27 protein-coding genes are annotated in these 16,812 nt (G+C 43.0%); 5 read left to right on the top strand and 22 right to left on the bottom strand.

Features of this window, described 5'->3' with window-relative positions:
* The 22 genes from VXP95_RS06685 to VXP95_RS06580 all read right to left on the bottom strand — a co-directional run.
* The coding region (locus VXP95_RS06685) for a phage minor head protein (RefSeq protein ID WP_416711731.1) at positions 1–1,079 on the bottom strand (1,079 nt) is incomplete at its 3' end.
* Positions 1,080–1,262: 183 nt separating this feature from the next.
* Positions 1,263–2,720 (bottom strand): phage portal protein family protein, encoded by a 1,458-nt coding sequence (locus VXP95_RS06680; RefSeq protein WP_416711730.1) that lies wholly within the window; start codon positions 2,718–2,720, stop codon positions 1,263–1,265.
* 9 nt (positions 2,721–2,729) lie between these two features.
* Entirely contained in the window at positions 2,730–4,136 is a 1,407-nt protein-coding gene (gene terL, locus VXP95_RS06675) for a phage terminase large subunit (RefSeq protein ID WP_416711729.1), read from the bottom strand.
* Entirely contained in the window at positions 4,126–4,593 is a 468-nt protein-coding gene (locus VXP95_RS06670; protein ID WP_416711728.1) for a DUF2280 domain-containing protein, read from the bottom strand. Before VXP95_RS06670 ends, terL begins: the two co-directional genes overlap by 11 nt.
* 45 nt (positions 4,594–4,638) lie before the next feature.
* On the bottom strand, positions 4,639–5,295 hold the full coding sequence (locus tag VXP95_RS06665) for a putative metallopeptidase (RefSeq protein ID WP_416711727.1): 657 nt from the start codon (positions 5,293–5,295) through the stop codon (positions 4,639–4,641).
* A complete protein-coding gene (locus VXP95_RS06660; protein ID WP_416711726.1) occupies positions 5,264–5,779 on the bottom strand; it encodes a recombination protein NinB in 516 nt (171 codons plus the stop codon). Before VXP95_RS06660 ends, VXP95_RS06665 begins: the two co-directional genes overlap by 32 nt.
* Positions 5,780–5,816: 37 nt before the next feature.
* Positions 5,817–6,134 (bottom strand): hypothetical protein, encoded by a 318-nt coding sequence (locus tag VXP95_RS06655; protein WP_416711725.1) that lies wholly within the window; start codon positions 6,132–6,134, stop codon positions 5,817–5,819.
* Between the two features lie 35 nt (positions 6,135–6,169).
* On the bottom strand, positions 6,170–6,445 hold the full coding sequence (locus VXP95_RS06650) for a hypothetical protein (protein WP_416711724.1): 276 nt from the start codon (positions 6,443–6,445) through the stop codon (positions 6,170–6,172).
* Positions 6,438–6,611 carry a hypothetical protein gene (locus VXP95_RS06645; protein WP_171502625.1) on the bottom strand — a complete coding sequence of 58 codons (174 nt, stop codon included), beginning with the start codon at positions 6,609–6,611 and terminating at the stop codon, positions 6,438–6,440. Before VXP95_RS06645 ends, VXP95_RS06650 begins: the two co-directional genes overlap by 8 nt.
* A gap of 4 nt (positions 6,612–6,615) precedes the next feature.
* Positions 6,616–6,783 carry a hypothetical protein gene (locus VXP95_RS06640; RefSeq protein ID WP_171266029.1) on the bottom strand — a complete coding sequence of 56 codons (168 nt, stop codon included), beginning with the start codon at positions 6,781–6,783 and terminating at the stop codon, positions 6,616–6,618.
* Entirely contained in the window at positions 6,783–6,986 is a 204-nt protein-coding gene (locus VXP95_RS06635) for a hypothetical protein (protein WP_416711723.1), read from the bottom strand. The genes VXP95_RS06640 and VXP95_RS06635 overlap by 1 nt, the downstream gene beginning before the upstream one ends.
* Positions 6,987–7,599: 613 nt before the next feature.
* The gene (locus VXP95_RS06630; protein WP_174894562.1) at positions 7,600–8,151 is read right to left on the bottom strand and encodes a hypothetical protein; all 552 of its coding nucleotides are present in this window, start codon (positions 8,149–8,151) and stop codon (positions 7,600–7,602) included.
* 187 nt (positions 8,152–8,338) lie between these two features.
* Positions 8,339–8,620 carry a hypothetical protein gene (locus VXP95_RS06625; RefSeq protein WP_416711722.1) on the bottom strand — a complete coding sequence of 94 codons (282 nt, stop codon included), beginning with the start codon at positions 8,618–8,620 and terminating at the stop codon, positions 8,339–8,341.
* Complete coding sequence (locus VXP95_RS06620) at positions 8,613–9,026, bottom strand: HNH endonuclease (RefSeq protein WP_416711721.1); 414 nt, start codon at positions 9,024–9,026, stop codon at positions 8,613–8,615. The genes VXP95_RS06625 and VXP95_RS06620 overlap by 8 nt, the downstream gene beginning before the upstream one ends.
* The gene (locus VXP95_RS06615) at positions 9,023–9,385 is read right to left on the bottom strand and encodes a hypothetical protein (protein ID WP_416711720.1); all 363 of its coding nucleotides are present in this window, start codon (positions 9,383–9,385) and stop codon (positions 9,023–9,025) included. Before VXP95_RS06615 ends, VXP95_RS06620 begins: the two co-directional genes overlap by 4 nt.
* Complete coding sequence (locus tag VXP95_RS06610) at positions 9,382–9,663, bottom strand: hypothetical protein (RefSeq protein ID WP_416711719.1); 282 nt, start codon at positions 9,661–9,663, stop codon at positions 9,382–9,384. Before VXP95_RS06610 ends, VXP95_RS06615 begins: the two co-directional genes overlap by 4 nt.
* Positions 9,664–9,919: 256 nt before the next feature.
* Entirely contained in the window at positions 9,920–10,147 is a 228-nt protein-coding gene (locus VXP95_RS06605) for a hypothetical protein (RefSeq protein ID WP_416711718.1), read from the bottom strand.
* Entirely contained in the window at positions 10,144–11,472 is a 1,329-nt protein-coding gene (locus VXP95_RS06600) for a replicative DNA helicase (RefSeq protein WP_416711717.1), read from the bottom strand. The genes VXP95_RS06605 and VXP95_RS06600 overlap by 4 nt, the downstream gene beginning before the upstream one ends.
* Positions 11,472–12,233, bottom strand: a complete 762-nt coding sequence (locus VXP95_RS06595; RefSeq protein WP_416711716.1) for a replication protein — start codon at positions 12,231–12,233, stop codon at positions 11,472–11,474. The genes VXP95_RS06600 and VXP95_RS06595 overlap by 1 nt, the downstream gene beginning before the upstream one ends.
* Positions 12,230–12,391 (bottom strand): hypothetical protein, encoded by a 162-nt coding sequence (locus VXP95_RS06590; protein ID WP_239270192.1) that lies wholly within the window; start codon positions 12,389–12,391, stop codon positions 12,230–12,232. The genes VXP95_RS06595 and VXP95_RS06590 overlap by 4 nt, the downstream gene beginning before the upstream one ends.
* Positions 12,388–13,038 carry a phage antirepressor KilAC domain-containing protein gene (locus tag VXP95_RS06585; protein WP_416711715.1) on the bottom strand — a complete coding sequence of 217 codons (651 nt, stop codon included), beginning with the start codon at positions 13,036–13,038 and terminating at the stop codon, positions 12,388–12,390. Before VXP95_RS06585 ends, VXP95_RS06590 begins: the two co-directional genes overlap by 4 nt.
* A 33-nt stretch (positions 13,039–13,071) precedes the next feature.
* Positions 13,072–13,290 carry a helix-turn-helix domain-containing protein gene (locus VXP95_RS06580; protein WP_191112822.1) on the bottom strand — a complete coding sequence of 73 codons (219 nt, stop codon included), beginning with the start codon at positions 13,288–13,290 and terminating at the stop codon, positions 13,072–13,074.
* A gap of 123 nt (positions 13,291–13,413) precedes the next feature.
* Here VXP95_RS06580 and VXP95_RS06575 point away from each other — a divergent pair, with 123 nt between their 5' ends.
* From VXP95_RS06575 to VXP95_RS06555, 5 genes are all read left to right on the top strand, one after another.
* Positions 13,414–14,124: an XRE family transcriptional regulator gene (locus tag VXP95_RS06575; protein WP_416711714.1), complete on the top strand. Its 711-nt coding sequence runs from the start codon at positions 13,414–13,416 to the stop codon at positions 14,122–14,124.
* Positions 14,125–14,322: 198 nt separating this feature from the next.
* Positions 14,323–14,670 (top strand): hypothetical protein, encoded by a 348-nt coding sequence (locus tag VXP95_RS06570; RefSeq protein WP_416711713.1) that lies wholly within the window; start codon positions 14,323–14,325, stop codon positions 14,668–14,670.
* Positions 14,671–14,783: 113 nt separating this feature from the next.
* The gene (locus VXP95_RS06565; RefSeq protein ID WP_416711712.1) at positions 14,784–15,299 is read left to right on the top strand and encodes a hypothetical protein; all 516 of its coding nucleotides are present in this window, start codon (positions 14,784–14,786) and stop codon (positions 15,297–15,299) included.
* A complete protein-coding gene (locus tag VXP95_RS06560; RefSeq protein ID WP_416711711.1) occupies positions 15,296–15,802 on the top strand; it encodes a hypothetical protein in 507 nt (168 codons plus the stop codon). Before VXP95_RS06565 ends, VXP95_RS06560 begins: the two co-directional genes overlap by 4 nt.
* A gap of 1 nt (position 15,803) precedes the next feature.
* On the top strand, positions 15,804–16,811 hold the full coding sequence (locus VXP95_RS06555; RefSeq protein WP_416711710.1) for a hypothetical protein: 1,008 nt from the start codon (positions 15,804–15,806) through the stop codon (positions 16,809–16,811).
* Position 16,812 lies beyond the last annotated feature (1 nt).

Raw genomic sequence — 16,812 nt, 5'->3', positions numbered from 1 at the left:
CCGAGCCCTTTAGCATTCTCAATCTTGATCACGATGTCACCAGCACTTTCAGCCATCAATAACGGCGCATTCAACTGGACTGTCTGCCCTACCTGATAAGCGGCTACCTGCTGAAGCGTTGCAGCACCCACTACGGTTGAAGCCGTATTGCTTGCCACAGCTTGAATTGATGCCATGTCTGCACTCAGCCAGCGCTTGAGTACATCATCAGCCAGAGAGCTTGTAGCAGAGTTTAAATAGCCAGTCAGTGCTGCATCATTTCCTTGCACATAATCCAAGAAGGTGCGAATCGCACTTGGGCGAATACTTGGATCTAGTGGAATTACCGTATTGGCCACCGTATCGAATAAGTCCCGAGCCTTATCATCCATCGGAGCAAACAGACTGGTCAGCTTTTTACTCGCCGTCCATTCAGCCTTAATGACCTCTTTCTGCTCGAGGAGATATTCTTTATCCAGACTTGAAGCACTAATCTTTTTATCTACCAGTGATTCAAGCTCGCCGAACTGTAAAGGGTGAGAACTCCAATCCAAAGCCTCGGCAATTTCTGGCAACTGATCATCAGGCGTAATGCCGTATTTCAATGCCTGCTTCTCGGTTAAGGCAATCACGGTACAGCGACAACGAAAGCCCAACGGCGGGTAATGTGTTAGCCAGAATGGATCATCAATGTGACGAACAATCCGGTTCAAAGCTAAATGACTCGGACGCACTCGACTATCATTGATCGCCGAGTACATCAGATATGATCGTTTAGCTTTGTTCCTTTGCTGTTGTTGCCACCGACCATGACCGTAAGCACTTTGAATATTGGTACGAAATACATTATCCAGGTAGTGCTTTGGCAGAATGATTTCAGATTCTTCAATCAGCTTCTGAAAATCCTTAAAGGTACCGCCGTCAGCAATGGATTTATTCACCGCCTTAATGACTGTTTCAATCTGCTCAAGACTCGATAGAAAGCTAACCGTAGTCGCCATCTGTCGGGTCTTTAAGTCCATCGAATAGAACTCATCGGGTAGAACTATCTTTTTGCTGTGAGCGTACTGAAGCGCCTCAAGAAACGTGACTAGTTGCATATAAACCTCATGGCTTTCGTGGAGGTTGAGCTAATAGCGCATCTATCAAGGCTCTAACTTTGCTTTGTTTAGATTCAGCACCCAAAATAGCGACCTTGACTGTTTTCTTGCATCCACATGGGCTGTACCCACTTCCATTCCGACCATCAAAACCACGGCGGCATGATTCGCATTTTTCACTCATCACTTCTCACCTTGCGCCGTCACATACCCCAACACATCTGCAGCATATAAAGCCTGATCCAGATTAGCTTTGAACTGGGTCTGAGTTGCACCAGGTATTAATTGCATCAGGTTATAAGCCAGACTTTCAGGGCTATCAGACTTGAATATTAATTCCTTGACCTGATCTGGTTTCAGTAACTGAAATTCATCCTGACCATCAGTCAGTTCTTCAACTTCCTGTTGTTCTGGTGAGAGCTTGTTTGCTGTTGCCTTGAAGTTGAATGCCTGACGCGGTAATGCGGTGAATTGATTGAAGCTGGTAGGAACCTGCTCATTCAAATCCCCTTCCTGTAGACCATACTCGCGAACAAAATATTCTTTAGACAGATTTGCACCCGCATTCTTTAAATGGACATCACGCTCTGCTTGGTCCTTATTCAGTGGTTTTGGTTTCTCACCAAGCATCACTTCATAATCCCCCCAACCGTTTAAAGCGCATAGAGCATTGACCACAGCCTGTAAAGTTGGTGTGACAAGCCTAATATCAGATTTAAGCTTATCCATTCGTACATTTTCATGCACTTGGCCAAGGCTGTAACTCCCCTTTCCATCTGTACCACTGGTAAGCGTCTGCCCTAATACAACTTTCTGGATCTGGCGAATCAGCTGATTATTGAACGATTCGAATGCTGCGCCTGCTGTGCCACTGGTACCCGATGTTGAAAGAATCTGAACATCATCTTCAGCATCAATCGACAATACACTTTGAGCATGTGCATTTAACAATGCTCTGCTCATGTCCTCGGTTTCAGTGTCTTTACACTTCCCCAATAAGATCGGCGTTCCAAAACGTTCCAGAAATTTAGCCCAGAACTTAAAACCATTTTGTTTGAAAAAGAATAGCCAGTACAGGGTCGCCAACAGGGCTTTACCGTATGGCTGTTCATATGTCGCCTTACGGCGTGTTAAAAAGAATTTGAATACCTGATCCACTTCATGCTCGGTACCAATGCCTTCTGGTCGGTAAATTAAGCGGCCATCATTTTTAGGTTCAAACCACTGCATAGGTTTTTCACCGATCCACTGAATACCCACATAGCCTTCTGGTTTTAACTCATAGACAGCCTCCTGTACTGAATAACCAAAGAACAGCGCATTCATGGCACCGGTAGCAATTTCATGAAACCATTCTTTCAAGATCAGATTAAGCTTTTGTGCTTCCTCAGTATCATTAGGTTCAACACGCAACGGCGTAGCTAGCAATGCATCAATTCGTGTTTCAACTACTTGTGCAATCTCATCATCATCAAGCAGTACACGTAATCTATGACGCGTAATACCTGCTTTGCGTAGTACTTCATCCGTATCAGGCTGTTTGCCAAAGTTCACCAGAAACTGAGTGACCGCTTCTTGAGTGTATAAATTGCCGTAAGACAAAGCCTTTTTTGACGCTTTATCCTTTTTAGACTTTGCCATGTAAACACCTTAATAAGTTCGAGATCCTGCACCTGCAGGTTTTTTTGGAGTTCTAGCTTCATTCAGCTCGTTAAAGGCATCGCTACCAGCATCCACCTGATCATCATGTTTGCCATTCGGAAAGTTTCGTAATTCCTCAATGAATGCTTTATTCCAGTCACCACGAAGCATTTTCACATTCCCCACGTTGACTTGGGCTGCAAAAGGCTGAGCCCGGGTAATCTTGTCACCCGATACTGTCTCTGCCTTTACATTGAAACCAGATAACTTGGTAATAAAGTTCTTCGCTTGAGCTTTACCCGCCTGACCTGGATCCTGAGGTAGTCGAATGGCAACTGATTTACCATCCATCTCGGCAGTTTGCTTAATGCGCTTTTCAACGCCGTCAGGACCTAGCTGTGCATGCTGCACATCAACGATATAGATATAACCATCTTGGCTTTTAGCTTCCTTTACGCCTGCAGTGTAATCACCTTCATTTTCAGAAGAAGCTAAGTCCCAAGCACGTACTTGGTGGGTAATATCGGCAGGTAGCGCATCCACAATTTCAATATTGTCAGGTTTAAAAAAACCACCTGCTGGTGGTGATGGTCTCTGACGATATTGCCCTGCAAAAACATACGGCGCTGCCAACTCCATTCGTTCAAGCGTTTCAATGCTGTGTTTAGCTGGCCATAGTGCTGATCCATCAGGCTGAATGGCTGAAAGCTCTAAATGCTCCCATTCTTCACCATTACCGCCGTCAAGCAGCCAGCCTGCCAAATCTTCCTCATGCAAACGCTGCATGATGACAATGATGGGTGTATCTGGTGAGTTGGTACGAGATTCAAGTGTATTTTGGAACCACTCGATTACACCCTTACGAATCGTATCAGAGCGGGCCTCACTGGCTTTATGCGGGTCATCAATAATGATTGCCCCGCCAAATGAATCTCGAAATTTACCAGCACCAAAACCGGTAATCGTACCGCCGGTTCCTTGTGAATAGCAGACACCGCCTTTTGCAGTGCGCCAGTCATCCTTAGCCTTACTATCATCACGCAATTCAAAATCGGGAAATACACGTTTGTATGCTTCTTCCTGTACCAAGTTTCGCGTTTGGAAAGCATTATTGGCTGCAAGTGTGGCTGAATAACTAACATGAATAAATTCACTGTCTGGCGCTTTACCAAAACACCAGGCCATGAAATTAATTACTGCCAGCTCTGTTTTGGAATACCGTGGTGGAATGTTGATTATCAGCCTTTTGGTTTCACCTCGATACACCTTCATTAGTGCATCACATACCACACGGTGGTGCCAGTTATGTAGCCATTTGTACTTACGCCGTTCCTTAAACATAAAACGCGAAAAGAAATATAGATCTTCTTGAGCTTCAAGCTGTATCGCTAGTTCACGTGCTGGGTCAGTATTCATCTAAGACCTGCTCCCTTGCTTTCAGGTAGCTATCCGTAGGTACATTCTGATTGATGGTTTCTATTGGCTTACCGTCTTTACCAGTGATTTCCTGACGATTGGTAAATTGACCACCCAGATCCTGCGCTGCCTGCTTCATAATGCTTAGTGACATCACAGTATTTCTGGCATTTTTTTCAAGATGCTTTTGATACTGCTTCAAGCGGTAATACTTTTGAGCAATTGGAATATCAATTAAACCAGCATCGAAATCAGCTCGGGTTTTATGGAACAGCTCGATGAATTTCTTCGAAAGGTTCTTACCTGCTGCCTTTGTGGGGTCGTAAGATTGGCACTGCTTTCTATCAATCTTTACCCCAAACTCTTGCAAGACCTGCTCCGCAACTTCTTGAGGGGTGTCACGGCATGCAAGAGCTTGAACTATAAATATTTTTACAGGCTCTTTTAGGGCTGCCATAACCACCTCTTTGTCTAACTACGTCTAACAAAATAGGCAAAAAAATTAAGCCAACTTCAATAAACACGTACCGCATGCATGAGCAATATTAGCCCGAGATATAGTTGGACCATCATTTGCAAGCTCTACCATTTTTTGGACATCTAGTGATGCACCGTAACGCTGGACAACACCATGGAATTCTTCAACGTCGTGACCACGTAAGAATAATCTAGGTTCACCCATGGATGTATATTCAAACTCACCATGCCGATCTTTCTTATGCCCAATGTGATAAAGCTCATGCTCTACCAATGCGCAGAAATCCACATCACTCATCACCTGGCACACACGAGCATCTAGTGTAATGATGTATTTAGGCACATCACCAAACCAGTCAATCAATTGAAGTTCTTGCCGGTCTTTACGCCACCCACCCACATTAATCATCACGCGTTCAGTCTGACCCAATACACGACGGTCTTTTGCTTCACACTTGGTATAGGCCCAAAGGAATGAAATCTCAGGAGGTTGAAAGCTTAATAGGTGCTCATGGTCTGGATTGTGGAGTTCCCCCCATGATTCAAGAAAGGTTTCTCTAATCCATGGCCATAAATCATTATTGGCAGGCTCGAAGTGAAGTAGACCACCAGTTTCAATAAATTCATCATCTTCAACATCTGTGTTCTGATTATCTTGAATAGGGGGATAAGGACGCTTCATCTTGATAACACCACTTCAAATCATCCGGTACAGTTAAATGTACACCCAACTTCACCACAGCAAAGTCATGCACATAATTCAAATACTCGGTCATCTGCTTAACGCTTAATTTGGTTGTACTGCAAAGTCTTATCACTTGCTCTGCAATCACTCTGTATTCTTCACACTCGTTCTGTTTGAGCATTGCAATCGCATTACAGGTCTCAGCAAACTCCTGATCATCACGACGGTAGATATAAATCAGAAAGCGCTTCTTAAACTCGTAATGAAGTGAATCTTTATCCTGACCAGTCTTTTTCTCTATCTGGCCAAGCCACATCCAATACAAGCGATTCTGTGCAGTGGACCTGTCATCCTGCTTCCGATCAATCACCACCCTTAAAGGCTTACCATCATTAATCGCCTGAGTGTAATTGGTATGCATGTAGTTAATGGCTTTAGTGATGTCGGCATGACTCTGGATAGGAAACACGGCTTTTTGCATTTCCTGCTCCTTGTATTACGTGCAGCAATATCCTTGATCACTTAGTATCGTCATCCATGGCCTTTAAAATTCTATAAGCCCATCGACCCTTATAGGTGCATGCGTTAAACCCGTCTTCACCTTTAACAACAACCTTCGCAATAAAACCATCTTTTACCAAAATATCTCTTGATGATTTACTCGGCACATCACCGTCGTACAAGGGGCCGTGAGTGAATGCTGCCTCAATGGTTTCGCGCTCCCCGCCAGACATCTCTTGAACTCTAGCAATTAACTCAATGTTAGATTTAATTTCTTCTGCCGAATCAAGAGAGAGATCACTATGAATTGCACTTAATAATTTTTTAATATTCATTTTCTTCTCACATAAAAAAGAGCCATTTGGCTCAGTTAAAAAATCTCTTTATCTTCCATCACCAACATCCGATTCACTTTCACCAACCACTTCTCAAACATTGCTTCACTCTCTGCCCGATTACCCAATTGGAATGTATCGAACTGGAAATGGCAGGAATGACATAGCGGCACTGTGAACTCATCACTGGCTTTAATCGATCTACCCTTACCATGCTTTGCTGAATTTGAATGAGCAGCCTGGCTATGTGGGTTACCGCATCGAATGCATGGCAGCTTTCTAATTACTGCTAATCGCTTTGCATCACGCATACAGCGCAACACGCAAATTCTTAATACGCTCTTTCAGCTTAATCATGATGCCGTCAATTGCCAGTAGCTCATTTCGTGTCAATCCTGATCTACTGAGATTCTGATACTTAGACAGCTCAGTACTGCAAAATTCTAAGTCTTGTTTAGCTTGTACTTTGTCTGTCATAGGTTCACCAGTCTTGCTCTTCTTCGTCAAGTTTCTTCACTTCAATACATTTATAAGTTTTTGAGCCAACAAAGAAGCCACCCAGCCGCTCACATTCATTTGCCACGTAGATATGCGTATACCAACTGCAAATGACCCATGCCACGATAAAACCAAGTAAAAATTGCCACACTATCCACGACCTTGACGCTTATACTTGCGTCGCTTTGCCTGACTCACACGATTTGGCTTTGATTTGTGTTTTGCTGGCTGAGTCAAACGCATAGCCCGCGATAATGCACCCAAACTATCGGTAGCTCGATGCATCCCATCACTAACCACCATCATCCCCATGGATGCCAAAACCATCCCCAAACTCATTCGACCTAATCGCATATTCACCACCAATAAGAAAAGAAAAGCCCCACTCAAATCTCCAGAATTGAGCAGGGCCTTATGTGCCGTAATACGTCCGGCGAATTACAAATAAAAAAAACCTGCTTAACTCTCCCAAATTAAGCAGGCTCATATCAGGTCAACAATCTCTTTCATTGTTTTTATACACCTGTATCTTAGCAAATAATTTATCTAACTAAATATAATTATTTGCTTCTTTAGACCAAGGGATAATCACCCAACCTCTTTCAAGCAATCACAGCACTCTTTCTGGTTATCACTGATCTCAGTTACACCGTGTAGGCCGAATAAGCAGAATATAAATTGGAGCATACTTTTCTCCAGGCAAAAAAATACCCCCTTTGGGGAAAGGAGGCTGAATAGGAAAGACTCTACAGCATAGAATCTATGGGCCATTCTACATGGGTTTGTTTTTTAACCACTGGCAAAATATTACATTTCACATAAATATCAATCAACAAAAAAGCCCACCTTTCGATGAGCCTTTACTAGTCTTTCCTAGCAGTCAACATTTTATCAGATAACACTTGGTCTCGGTTGAACCGTAATACGACCAGTATAGAAAAAGAATACCTTACATCCATATAGGATGTCAAACACTCAATTTTCTTAAATTTTTCCGGTACTGGCCTGCATAATGCTCTACCTCATCATTCAACTCTTTGAGCAAAAGTTCAACTGCATTACCTAGCCATGCATAGCGTTTTGAATAAGTATTTGGTTCAATATAATCAATTCCTGAAAATACTAAGCGGCCTTTCAATGTATGGTATTCACGCAACTTTGGACGCAATGAATAAAACAGTTCCATACGTGCAATGTGTTTGCAGAATTGCGGCATATCAAAACTTTCACGCTGCTTATCCATTTCCTCTTGCACCATACGCCATAAGTAATCTGAGATGTATTTTGTGACCACGGAATAATTATCCGTATTATCTCGATAATCACCCCATACCAAAATTGACGCATAAGCCTTGGTTTCATCATTTGGCATTAAAGCAATTGCGCCACAACGATCCTCCCAATTGACAGGGATTTCATTTGTTGGTGGTGTATCTGCTTCATAATTTGCTGTTTTGGCTCTTAACTGCTGCCCCAACCATTCAATGTTTGTCATCTTTTCAGCTACCATCGCATTCATCCCTATTCCCTCTTAAATCTTTTTCATTCTTAAAGCTAAAGCCAAGACAACCAGATCAATTGCAATGCAGCCGTAAGACCACAAGAATGCTGTGTTTCTGGTAACCGTCTGATCATTTGTAAAAAGGCAGGAAACTACCAACTGAACCATTCCCACAATAAACACCAGTCTAATCATCCCTATTCCCCTAAACCTTAATTACTTCTAATGCTTGCTCTACACTCTCAACCACATAAACCCGACCACGCCATGTCTGATGCCATACCACCTGGTCTGGTGTAAGTTTTCTATCTGATTTAGGTTTTGCCCCATCCTTCACTTCAATCAAGAAATTTAATCCCCGAATGCCTACCAGTAGATCTGGACAACCTTTGCCAGTTGAAGCAAGCGATTGAACACTTGCCCCAACCTGACGTAACGCTTTAACAATTTCAGTCTGATTTGCATCAATCTTTGCAGCTCTACGCATTGGCACCCCACTTTTCAAAAAAGAACACCACCGGATCAGGCTTGATCTCAATTAAGCCAAAGCGATGCAAATGGCGTGCATGAGTGCTATCACGAAGCAATTGAACATCTCGATAATGTGCAATTGATCTACGCCAAGACTCCAAAGACATTGAAGATTTATTTATGTTGCATGGCACACAAGATGGATTCATATTTTCCAAAGTGTCGTTCTGAGGTCTAAACAAAACCCCATTAGACACAGGAATCATGTAGCCTGTTTTCTCACACTTTTTCATATCGAAATCGCGCTTTACCGCCTCAATATGATCAGCGTGCCACTTATTACCCAGTTGATCACCGCAATAAGCACAATGACCACCAAACTTCATTTTTAGTTCTGCACGTTGCTGCTTAGTTAGTTTCATGACTCACCTCGCAGGACCTTCACCAACTCACCCAACACACAAGCGGTTTCAGTCGACTCGCAGCAATTTAACGCTCTTTGAATTTCCTCCAGAGCTTCACTCACCTTCCCCTGCAACTCCTCGCACTCCTTCTTCTTCTCGATATAACAAGCCTCCATGTTGTTGAGCTGGGCTTTCAAACTCTCAATCTGCTTCTCATACTTTCGCAAATCAGCGTCTTGAATCTTGATGACTTCGGTGTGCTCGTCGATGATGGCTTGTTGGTGTTGAAATACCGCTAAAGCTGGGTCTTGCACCATCTTCAAATCAGCGCACTTGTAGTCCTTAATAATTCCCCAAACCTGCTTAATCTCACTCATCTCTCAATCACCTTCGTATTTGGGCTAATGGGGTTCTTGATATCACTGCATGCATCAATGCGGTCATGGTCGGCTAGAGCTGTGCGGAGGTCTTCAATGCTAATCAATTCACCATTTGGTTTCTTACAATCAACCCACTGACGACCATCTGAAACAACCCAGCCTGTATGCGACCATTCCTCGTAATATTTACCACCGCTAAAATCGGTCGCAGTTTCCGGCGCCCCATCCACAATCTGCTTACACTTCTCTAGCCCTAATTTCTCGATTAAGTTCATGCTGCTGCTCCTTGCGCCATATCTTTGATAAATTCTTCTGCCTGAAGTGTGAGAGAGAACCCTTTCGGATGTGCTCCATCACATTTGACCAATCCCCAAAACTCCAACCGGTTCATGTATCGCTGAACACTGCGAATTGAGATACCCATTTTTGGCTCAATGGAGTCGTGAATTTGCTGGATCGAAACGCGGCCTCTGGTGGTGGCCAAAGTGCGCATGATCATTAAATTAATGTATGTACGGTCTGCTTCTTTTCTTATGCTTCACCCACCCGTTCCACAATCGTCTTAATGGCCTTGAGCGTTAATTCATGGTCATCACCCGGCACAACAAATAGACTTGCAATCATCTGGACTTTCTTGGCGTACTTACGGGCATCTTTGCGATATCCATTACGCTCGCGGTCTAGCTTTTCATTGAAGGCAAGTAGCTCGGCATGTTCTTTTTGAAGCTGCTCAAGATTCATTTCTAGGTAATCACTCACACCCCACCCCCTGCGCTTTCCTCTACTCGTACCGATGCAAAGCGACAAATATCCAAACGATCCATCACTCGAACTACGCCTTTTTTGCCATGACGGTTTTTAGCGATAATGATTTCCGTAATACCGCTCGGCATTTCGTCATCACTGTTCACAATTGGATGGGCTAATAAAATCTGATCCGCGTCTTGCTCGATCTGGCCAGACTCTTTCAAGTCAGATGCCTTTGGACGTTTACCTTTTTCGGATTCACGGTTGAGCTGTGCCAGTGCGATAACCGGACAATCAAACTCTTTTGCCATGGCCTTTAAATCACGACTGATTGAACTCACTTCCTGATAGCGGTCTTTCTTCGTCGGATCACGTACCAGTTGCAGGTAATCGACAATGATGCAGCCCAATTTCTTGTAGTTGCGCTTGGCCTTACGTGCGTAAGAGTGAATCTCTGCAATAGTCGGCTTTTGCTTATCTTCAACATGAATTGGCAGCTTGCTAAAACGATTCTGAGCGCCCGCAAATTCCTGAATCATCCCGTCGTACAGGTCAGCATTGTGGATGTTGTCGTATGGAATCTGAGTGAGTGCTGAGATACAACGATTCGTGAATGTCTCTACATCCATCTCGGCAGATACAACCAGTACCGCTTCCTTGAACTGCATAGCAGTCTGAATCGCCACCATTTGCGCCAGAGTGGACTTTCCTGATCCAGGTCTACCACCAATCACACAAAAGTGTCCGCGCTGAATGGTACCCACTACGTTGTCCAGATGAGGCAGGTTGAACTTAACCCCTGTGTATTGCTTGTTAGCCTTGGCCTCTGCTTTCTGAATGAGTTGCTCACCAGAGCGTTTTAATGCTTCAGCAAACGTAAAACTAGACTTCTCCAATTTCTCATTGGTGGTCGCCTTGTTCAGGATATTTTCAGCAGCGTTATGCACATCAGGTACGGTTAAGTCTCTTGCCACTTCCTGAATGCTTCGGCCCATCTTTTCCACTTCACGATGCGCTTTCAGCTTGTTGAGTTCAGCAACATAAGATTCCAGATTGTAGAAACTCGATGGTGCATCTGCCATCAGTGTCATCAGGTATTCAGCAGGAGTTACGCCAACCAGTGAGTTTTTCTCATTCAGTTTCTGTTCAACAAAAACTACATCGTACGGTTTGTTCTCACTGGCAAGGTCGGTAATGGCCTTGTAGATCTCCTGATGACGGTTTGCGAAGAAGCAATTTTCATCCAGATCGTTCATCACGGTTTCAAGTGAGTTTTGAACGGTCATCAGTGCAGCAAGTACACATTGCTCGATGGAGTTGTTATGAATATCGATCATTACCAATCCCCCATGTCAGGTTGAAGGCTTTGGGTATCGACAGGTTGATTAAATACTGGTGCCTGAGTTGTCCAGTAATCATTCTCCCAATTTTTCTGGTTTAGCCAGACAGTTGGTGCTGGAATGAATTCACCATCTTGTTTAATCCAAGACTGATCTTGTTTTTGAGCATTCAGAATTTTGATTAATGTTTCAGTAGTGACTACTGATTTGTATTTCTCAAAGGTTTTAAATGTTCCCGACTTGTCTGATTTACGTTTACAGCGAGGATATGATTCCCAGAATTTTTCAAAGTCTTCTGAGAAACCAACCTGTTTTTTAGGTGCACCCTTTTTCTTTTGATTAGTTTCTTTTGATAGTTTCTTTTGTGTGTTAAAAATTTTTACTAGTGGCAGTAAAGTTTTTTTACTAGAGTGGTTAAAAATTTTTACTAGTAAGATTTTTTTACTAGGCAATAAAAGAAAGAACCCATCGTAGATTTCATCATTAATTGAGTATGTTTTTCCGTAGTGTGTTGCTTCATGCTCTAAAACAATTCCAGCCTCAACCAGATACTTAATAGACTCAACAACGGTTGGTCTGGATTTCCCAGTAAACTTCATAAATTGGGATATTGATATTGAATCAACTTCCTTGCTCCAACCTCTTGTTTTGCGAACAATCAGTAGGTACATCTTCACAGATGAGTCTGGTAGCTTAACCATGATCTCATCAATAAATGCGTTTGGAATCTGAGAAAAGTTTGGCACAAATTTACTCATATCTTTTCCCCAATCATGAAGTTGGATAAATCAATTTTGGCAATCGCCAAACGATGTGCGTTTTCAAGTGTTTCGTTCAGAGTGAATGCCACTACAGCCTTTTGAAAATTATCGATCCGGCGCTGTAATTCGGTTTCAAGCAGTGCTGCTCTGTTCATGCCACCACCCCTTCACTCACAAGCTGCTCAATTACCCACTGTTCACCCTTATTGGTGAATTTGGATTGTGGGTAGCCCTGTTCTGTCTGTTTGACTTCGCCATAACCCTTGTCGATAAACCATTGAGCAAAGGTACGTCCAGCGATACGACGGTCATATACACCCATATCAGCAAGGTATTGATTGAGTTTTACGGCCGACATGCCGACCTTTTTACCCACCTGAGAGGCATTTAAAATATTTTTAGTGTCGGCAACACGGTCGAAGTATTGAACCTTAGGTGCTGCGAGTTCTAATTGACGCGCCTGATCGGCTGCTAGTTGAAGGGCTTCGGAAAAAGATTGAGGGAGTTGCTTTTGTTTTAGGATTGCCAATACATTTTTACGAACCGCTTTCGATTCGCGCATACCGATCAGCATGCACTGGTCGATTGTTAATTCAAAAACAACTGACTCTGTATTGTTGAAATTTTGAACTACATTTTTTGTGTAGTTCTCTCCATCAAGCTCATCCTCAATTTTTAAGTTAAAACTATTTAAGCGAAGTAATGGCTCACCCAAATCGGATCGAACCTGATTAATTAGATCAAGCAAATCTCGACTTGACATACTGGCTTGATTTGTAGAAAATTGTGCTAACATATTCATGTTTGAATCTCCTAGGATTTAGACACAAAAGCCCTAGCTATTTGCGGTAGCTGGGGCTTTCTCGTTTCTGGTGGTTTCAACTTCATGAATTACGCAAAGAGAAATAAGTTTCTGCCCTGTTTCATAATCCACATTCTTTCGCTGACCAGATGACAGCAAAGAAATAAACGGCTGAGAACAGCCAGCCAAAGCCGCTAATTCCTTTTGGGTCATCTTTTCCAACAGTTGATTAATAATCGATTCCCAATTCATAGAACGACCTTCCTTATAACTTAGGTTATAATTTATAACTTTTGTTTTGACAAGTCAATAATCCATGTTATTTTGATTTGCGCTAGATTATTACAAAGGTAATTATTTGTTATGAGTATTCTTATGGTTGGCTTGACTTGTGGTGATCGTGTCAGAGAGGCGCGCACTAGATTAGGGTTATCGCAAACGGCATTAGCTAGAAAGGCTGAAGTGTCGCAAGCCGCTATTTCTAAAATTGAGAATAATGAAACTGATAACTCAAAATATATTGCCCAGGTGGCTAAGGCTTTAAATACTTCTGTGGATTACCTGATCTATGGGAAAGAGTACATAAAGAAACAGTCTGGAAGCCTTAATGACTTTGTGGTGGTCGGTGGTGAAAATCCAGGTGAAAAGCCAAGCGTTGATGAATATATCCTTGTTCCTCAATTTGATATTTATGGCTCATGTGGTGGCGGCTCTATCATAGACAGCGTGGAGGTTAAGGGTGGTCTTGTGTTTAGCCGACAGTGGATCAGAGAGCAAGGCTTGCCCAACCCAGACGATCTGCGTGTAATCTATGCGAAAGGCGAAAGTATGTACCCTTCTATTGAAGATGGTCAGGTGCTTTTGGTTAATCCGCACGACAACACGCCAAAATCAAATAAGGTTTATTTCTTGTGTATTGATGAGCAATATTATGTGAAGCGCCTTATTAATATGGTGACGCACTGGGTAATCAGATCGGATAATCCAGACAAGGTTCAATATCCAGACATCATACTATCACTAGACGAAATTAAAGAAAAAATAGAAATTGAGGGTCGCATCTGCTGGAAAGGCGGAGCAATGTAAATACCATAAATTATCAAGGCGCTCATGCAGCGCCTTTTTTATTACAACCGTTATAACAAATATTATAAATAATATTCTCTACGTTATTGACACTTCTTTATAACTTAAGTTATATTAATTTCATCGAAACAACAAAAAGCCCCAGCGTTGCAGCAACAACCTGAGGCATGACCCACCCTGAATGTGAGTGAGATAAGTATGACAACTAAATCCAATATTCTCAAGTCTGCATTCATTGCAGCATCAATCAGCGCGGGGATAGCAGTAGCTTACGCTTTCCAGCCTGCCAAAGTCGCTGATGATAATCCTCAAGTGGTTATCACCGCTCAAAAATATGAAGTGCTTAAACGTACTTGCCATGAAACCTGTGTCGCTACTGTCAAAGCCGACGAATACAGCATTTATGTTGAGTATGCACTTGATGATGCCTCAGTCGAATTCCTAGACATTCTGAACGTGGTGCATTTTGACAAGACCATCAATGCATACGTTGATCGTTATGAGATTGAAAAGATTAATGCTGCGATTGTCGGGGGTGTGAAGTGAAACATCCAACTTTAGAGCAATTCCTGAAAGATGTGGCCCACCATCAGCTGACAGTGAATCTAGATCAAGGTTTATTTCGGGATCTAACAATTAAAAGACCGGGTTGTTGTGGAATGCATTATCACATCACCACTCGTCCGGGCTATTTAATGTTTACCGGTGATATGGGTAGCTTTGTGTTTACCCGCCTTGCAGACATGTTTGACTTTTTCCGTGACAAAGATGGCTATGGCATTAACCCGGGTTATTGGGAAGAAAAATTAGAGGCTGTGGATTCTCGCGGTGGCGTTAAGGAATTCTCCGCTGATAAAGCTAAACAGATTTTAACCGAGCATCTTCAAGATCATCTTGCGGGTATAGATTCTGGCGACTACGACAAAGATCAGTCCGATGCTGAAGAATCAAAAGAGGCTATTCAAGACCTAATCGATTGTGCTGAAGATGATCAGCATGAGTTTATTCAAAAATTAAGAGATTGGGATTCTGAGTATGCTGGTGGCTTAGATGTGGATTGCTGGTGGGAGTGGGATTTTAACGATCATACCTATCGCTATATCTGGGCATGTTTTGCCATTGTTCACGCAATCAAGCTGTATGACGCGCATAAATCTAACGAGGTGCCAGCATGAACACTTACGCTCAATTCTGTGGATGTGGTGCGGCAATGCGCCCTATCCACCACATCGGCAATCAGTCTTTATTCCTATGTCGTGATGGTCATAGCACCAAAGTGACCAGCTGCAAAGTGAATGAAGATTTCACCCGTGATTTGTATTTTTCAGACCTGCCTAGCTTCAAGGTTGATCTGGATATTTCGATTGAAGATAACGTGCTGACCTTTGGTTTGTATCGCCAGATTGGTGAAAACCTGTGGGCAACGGCTGATTGTTCAATGCCTGTATTGCCTCACACGATGACTGAAATGCGTAGCTCGAATGGGGATATGCGATATGCAGAGCCAGTGGATATTGATTCTTGGTTAGTCGTGAAAGATACGCCTGTGACTTTACTGAATGTTTGGAATTTTGAAGCTGAGGAAGGTCAGACATTTACGCTGAATGATGAGCAGATTAAAGAATTACAGCGTCTTGTGAATGAGTACGCGGAACAACTATTTGAAGAGGTGGTTTGAGATGAATGCAAAGCTAGAAATTGTTGCCATCGAGCAGCCTGAAATTATCGAAGCCTTCAAGGTTGAAGGCGGCACCAAAGCTTTATTTGGCCGAGTTTCTGAAAACGCGCGTTCTGTTGTTTTTGATATGAGTGTTAAAAAGGATCGTGAATCACTTAAATCCTTCGCTTACAGCCTTGCCCGGATCAAAACCACTGTCGATAACCATGGTAAAGAGCTTGTTTCTGGTATTAAACAACAGGCTGCTCTTATTGATGCTGATCGTAAGTTTTGGCGCGACAACATGGAGTTGCTACAGGATGATATCCGTAAGCCGCTGACTGATTTTGAGCAGGCTGAGAAGGATCGTCTGGCGAAGCATGAGGAAGCCATCCAGTTCATTAAAAACCATGCGCCTACAACTGATGCTGCGGCATTGAAGTTAAAAGGTGATATCGAGTTTTTAGAAAACTTGAGCATTGGTCCTCAGTATGAGGAGTACGAAGAACAAGCCAAACTCGCCAAATTTGAAACATTGGAAGTGTTGCGAAAAGCGTTGGTGACACGCGAAAAATACGAAGCTGAACAGGCTGAATTGGAGCGCCTGCGTCAAGCTGAAATGCTTCGCCAGCAACAAGAGCGTGATGCTCAAATTGCCCGCGAAGCTGCTGAAAAAGCTACTCGCGAAGCGGAGGAAAAAGCACGTTTTGAAGCTGAACGTGTTCAACGTGAAAAGCGTGAAGCAGAACAGCGTGAAGCTCGATTAAAGGCTGAAAAAGAAGCTGCTGAATTGCGTGCTATGCAGGCTGCTGAAAATGAACGTAAGCGTATTGAAGCTGAACAGGTTGCTAAAGCTGAGGCTGAACGTAAAGCAGCTGAAGCGCGTGAAGCTGATGTGGCTCACAAAAAGCAAATCTGTAGTGAAGCGCTTAAAGGTTTGACCGATCTTGGTGTGAGTGTTGATCAGGGTAAAGCCATTCTGAATGCAATCAATAAAGGCTTAGTGCCTCACGTTTCAATCAAATTTTAAG

The sequence above is a fragment of the Acinetobacter sp. 226 genome (genome assembly GCF_048147925.1).
Taxonomy (GTDB): Bacteria; Pseudomonadota; Gammaproteobacteria; order Pseudomonadales; family Moraxellaceae; genus Acinetobacter; species Acinetobacter pecorum.
Note: the sequence above shows the minus strand (reverse complement) of the source record. Positions and strands in the feature narration are given on the sequence as shown.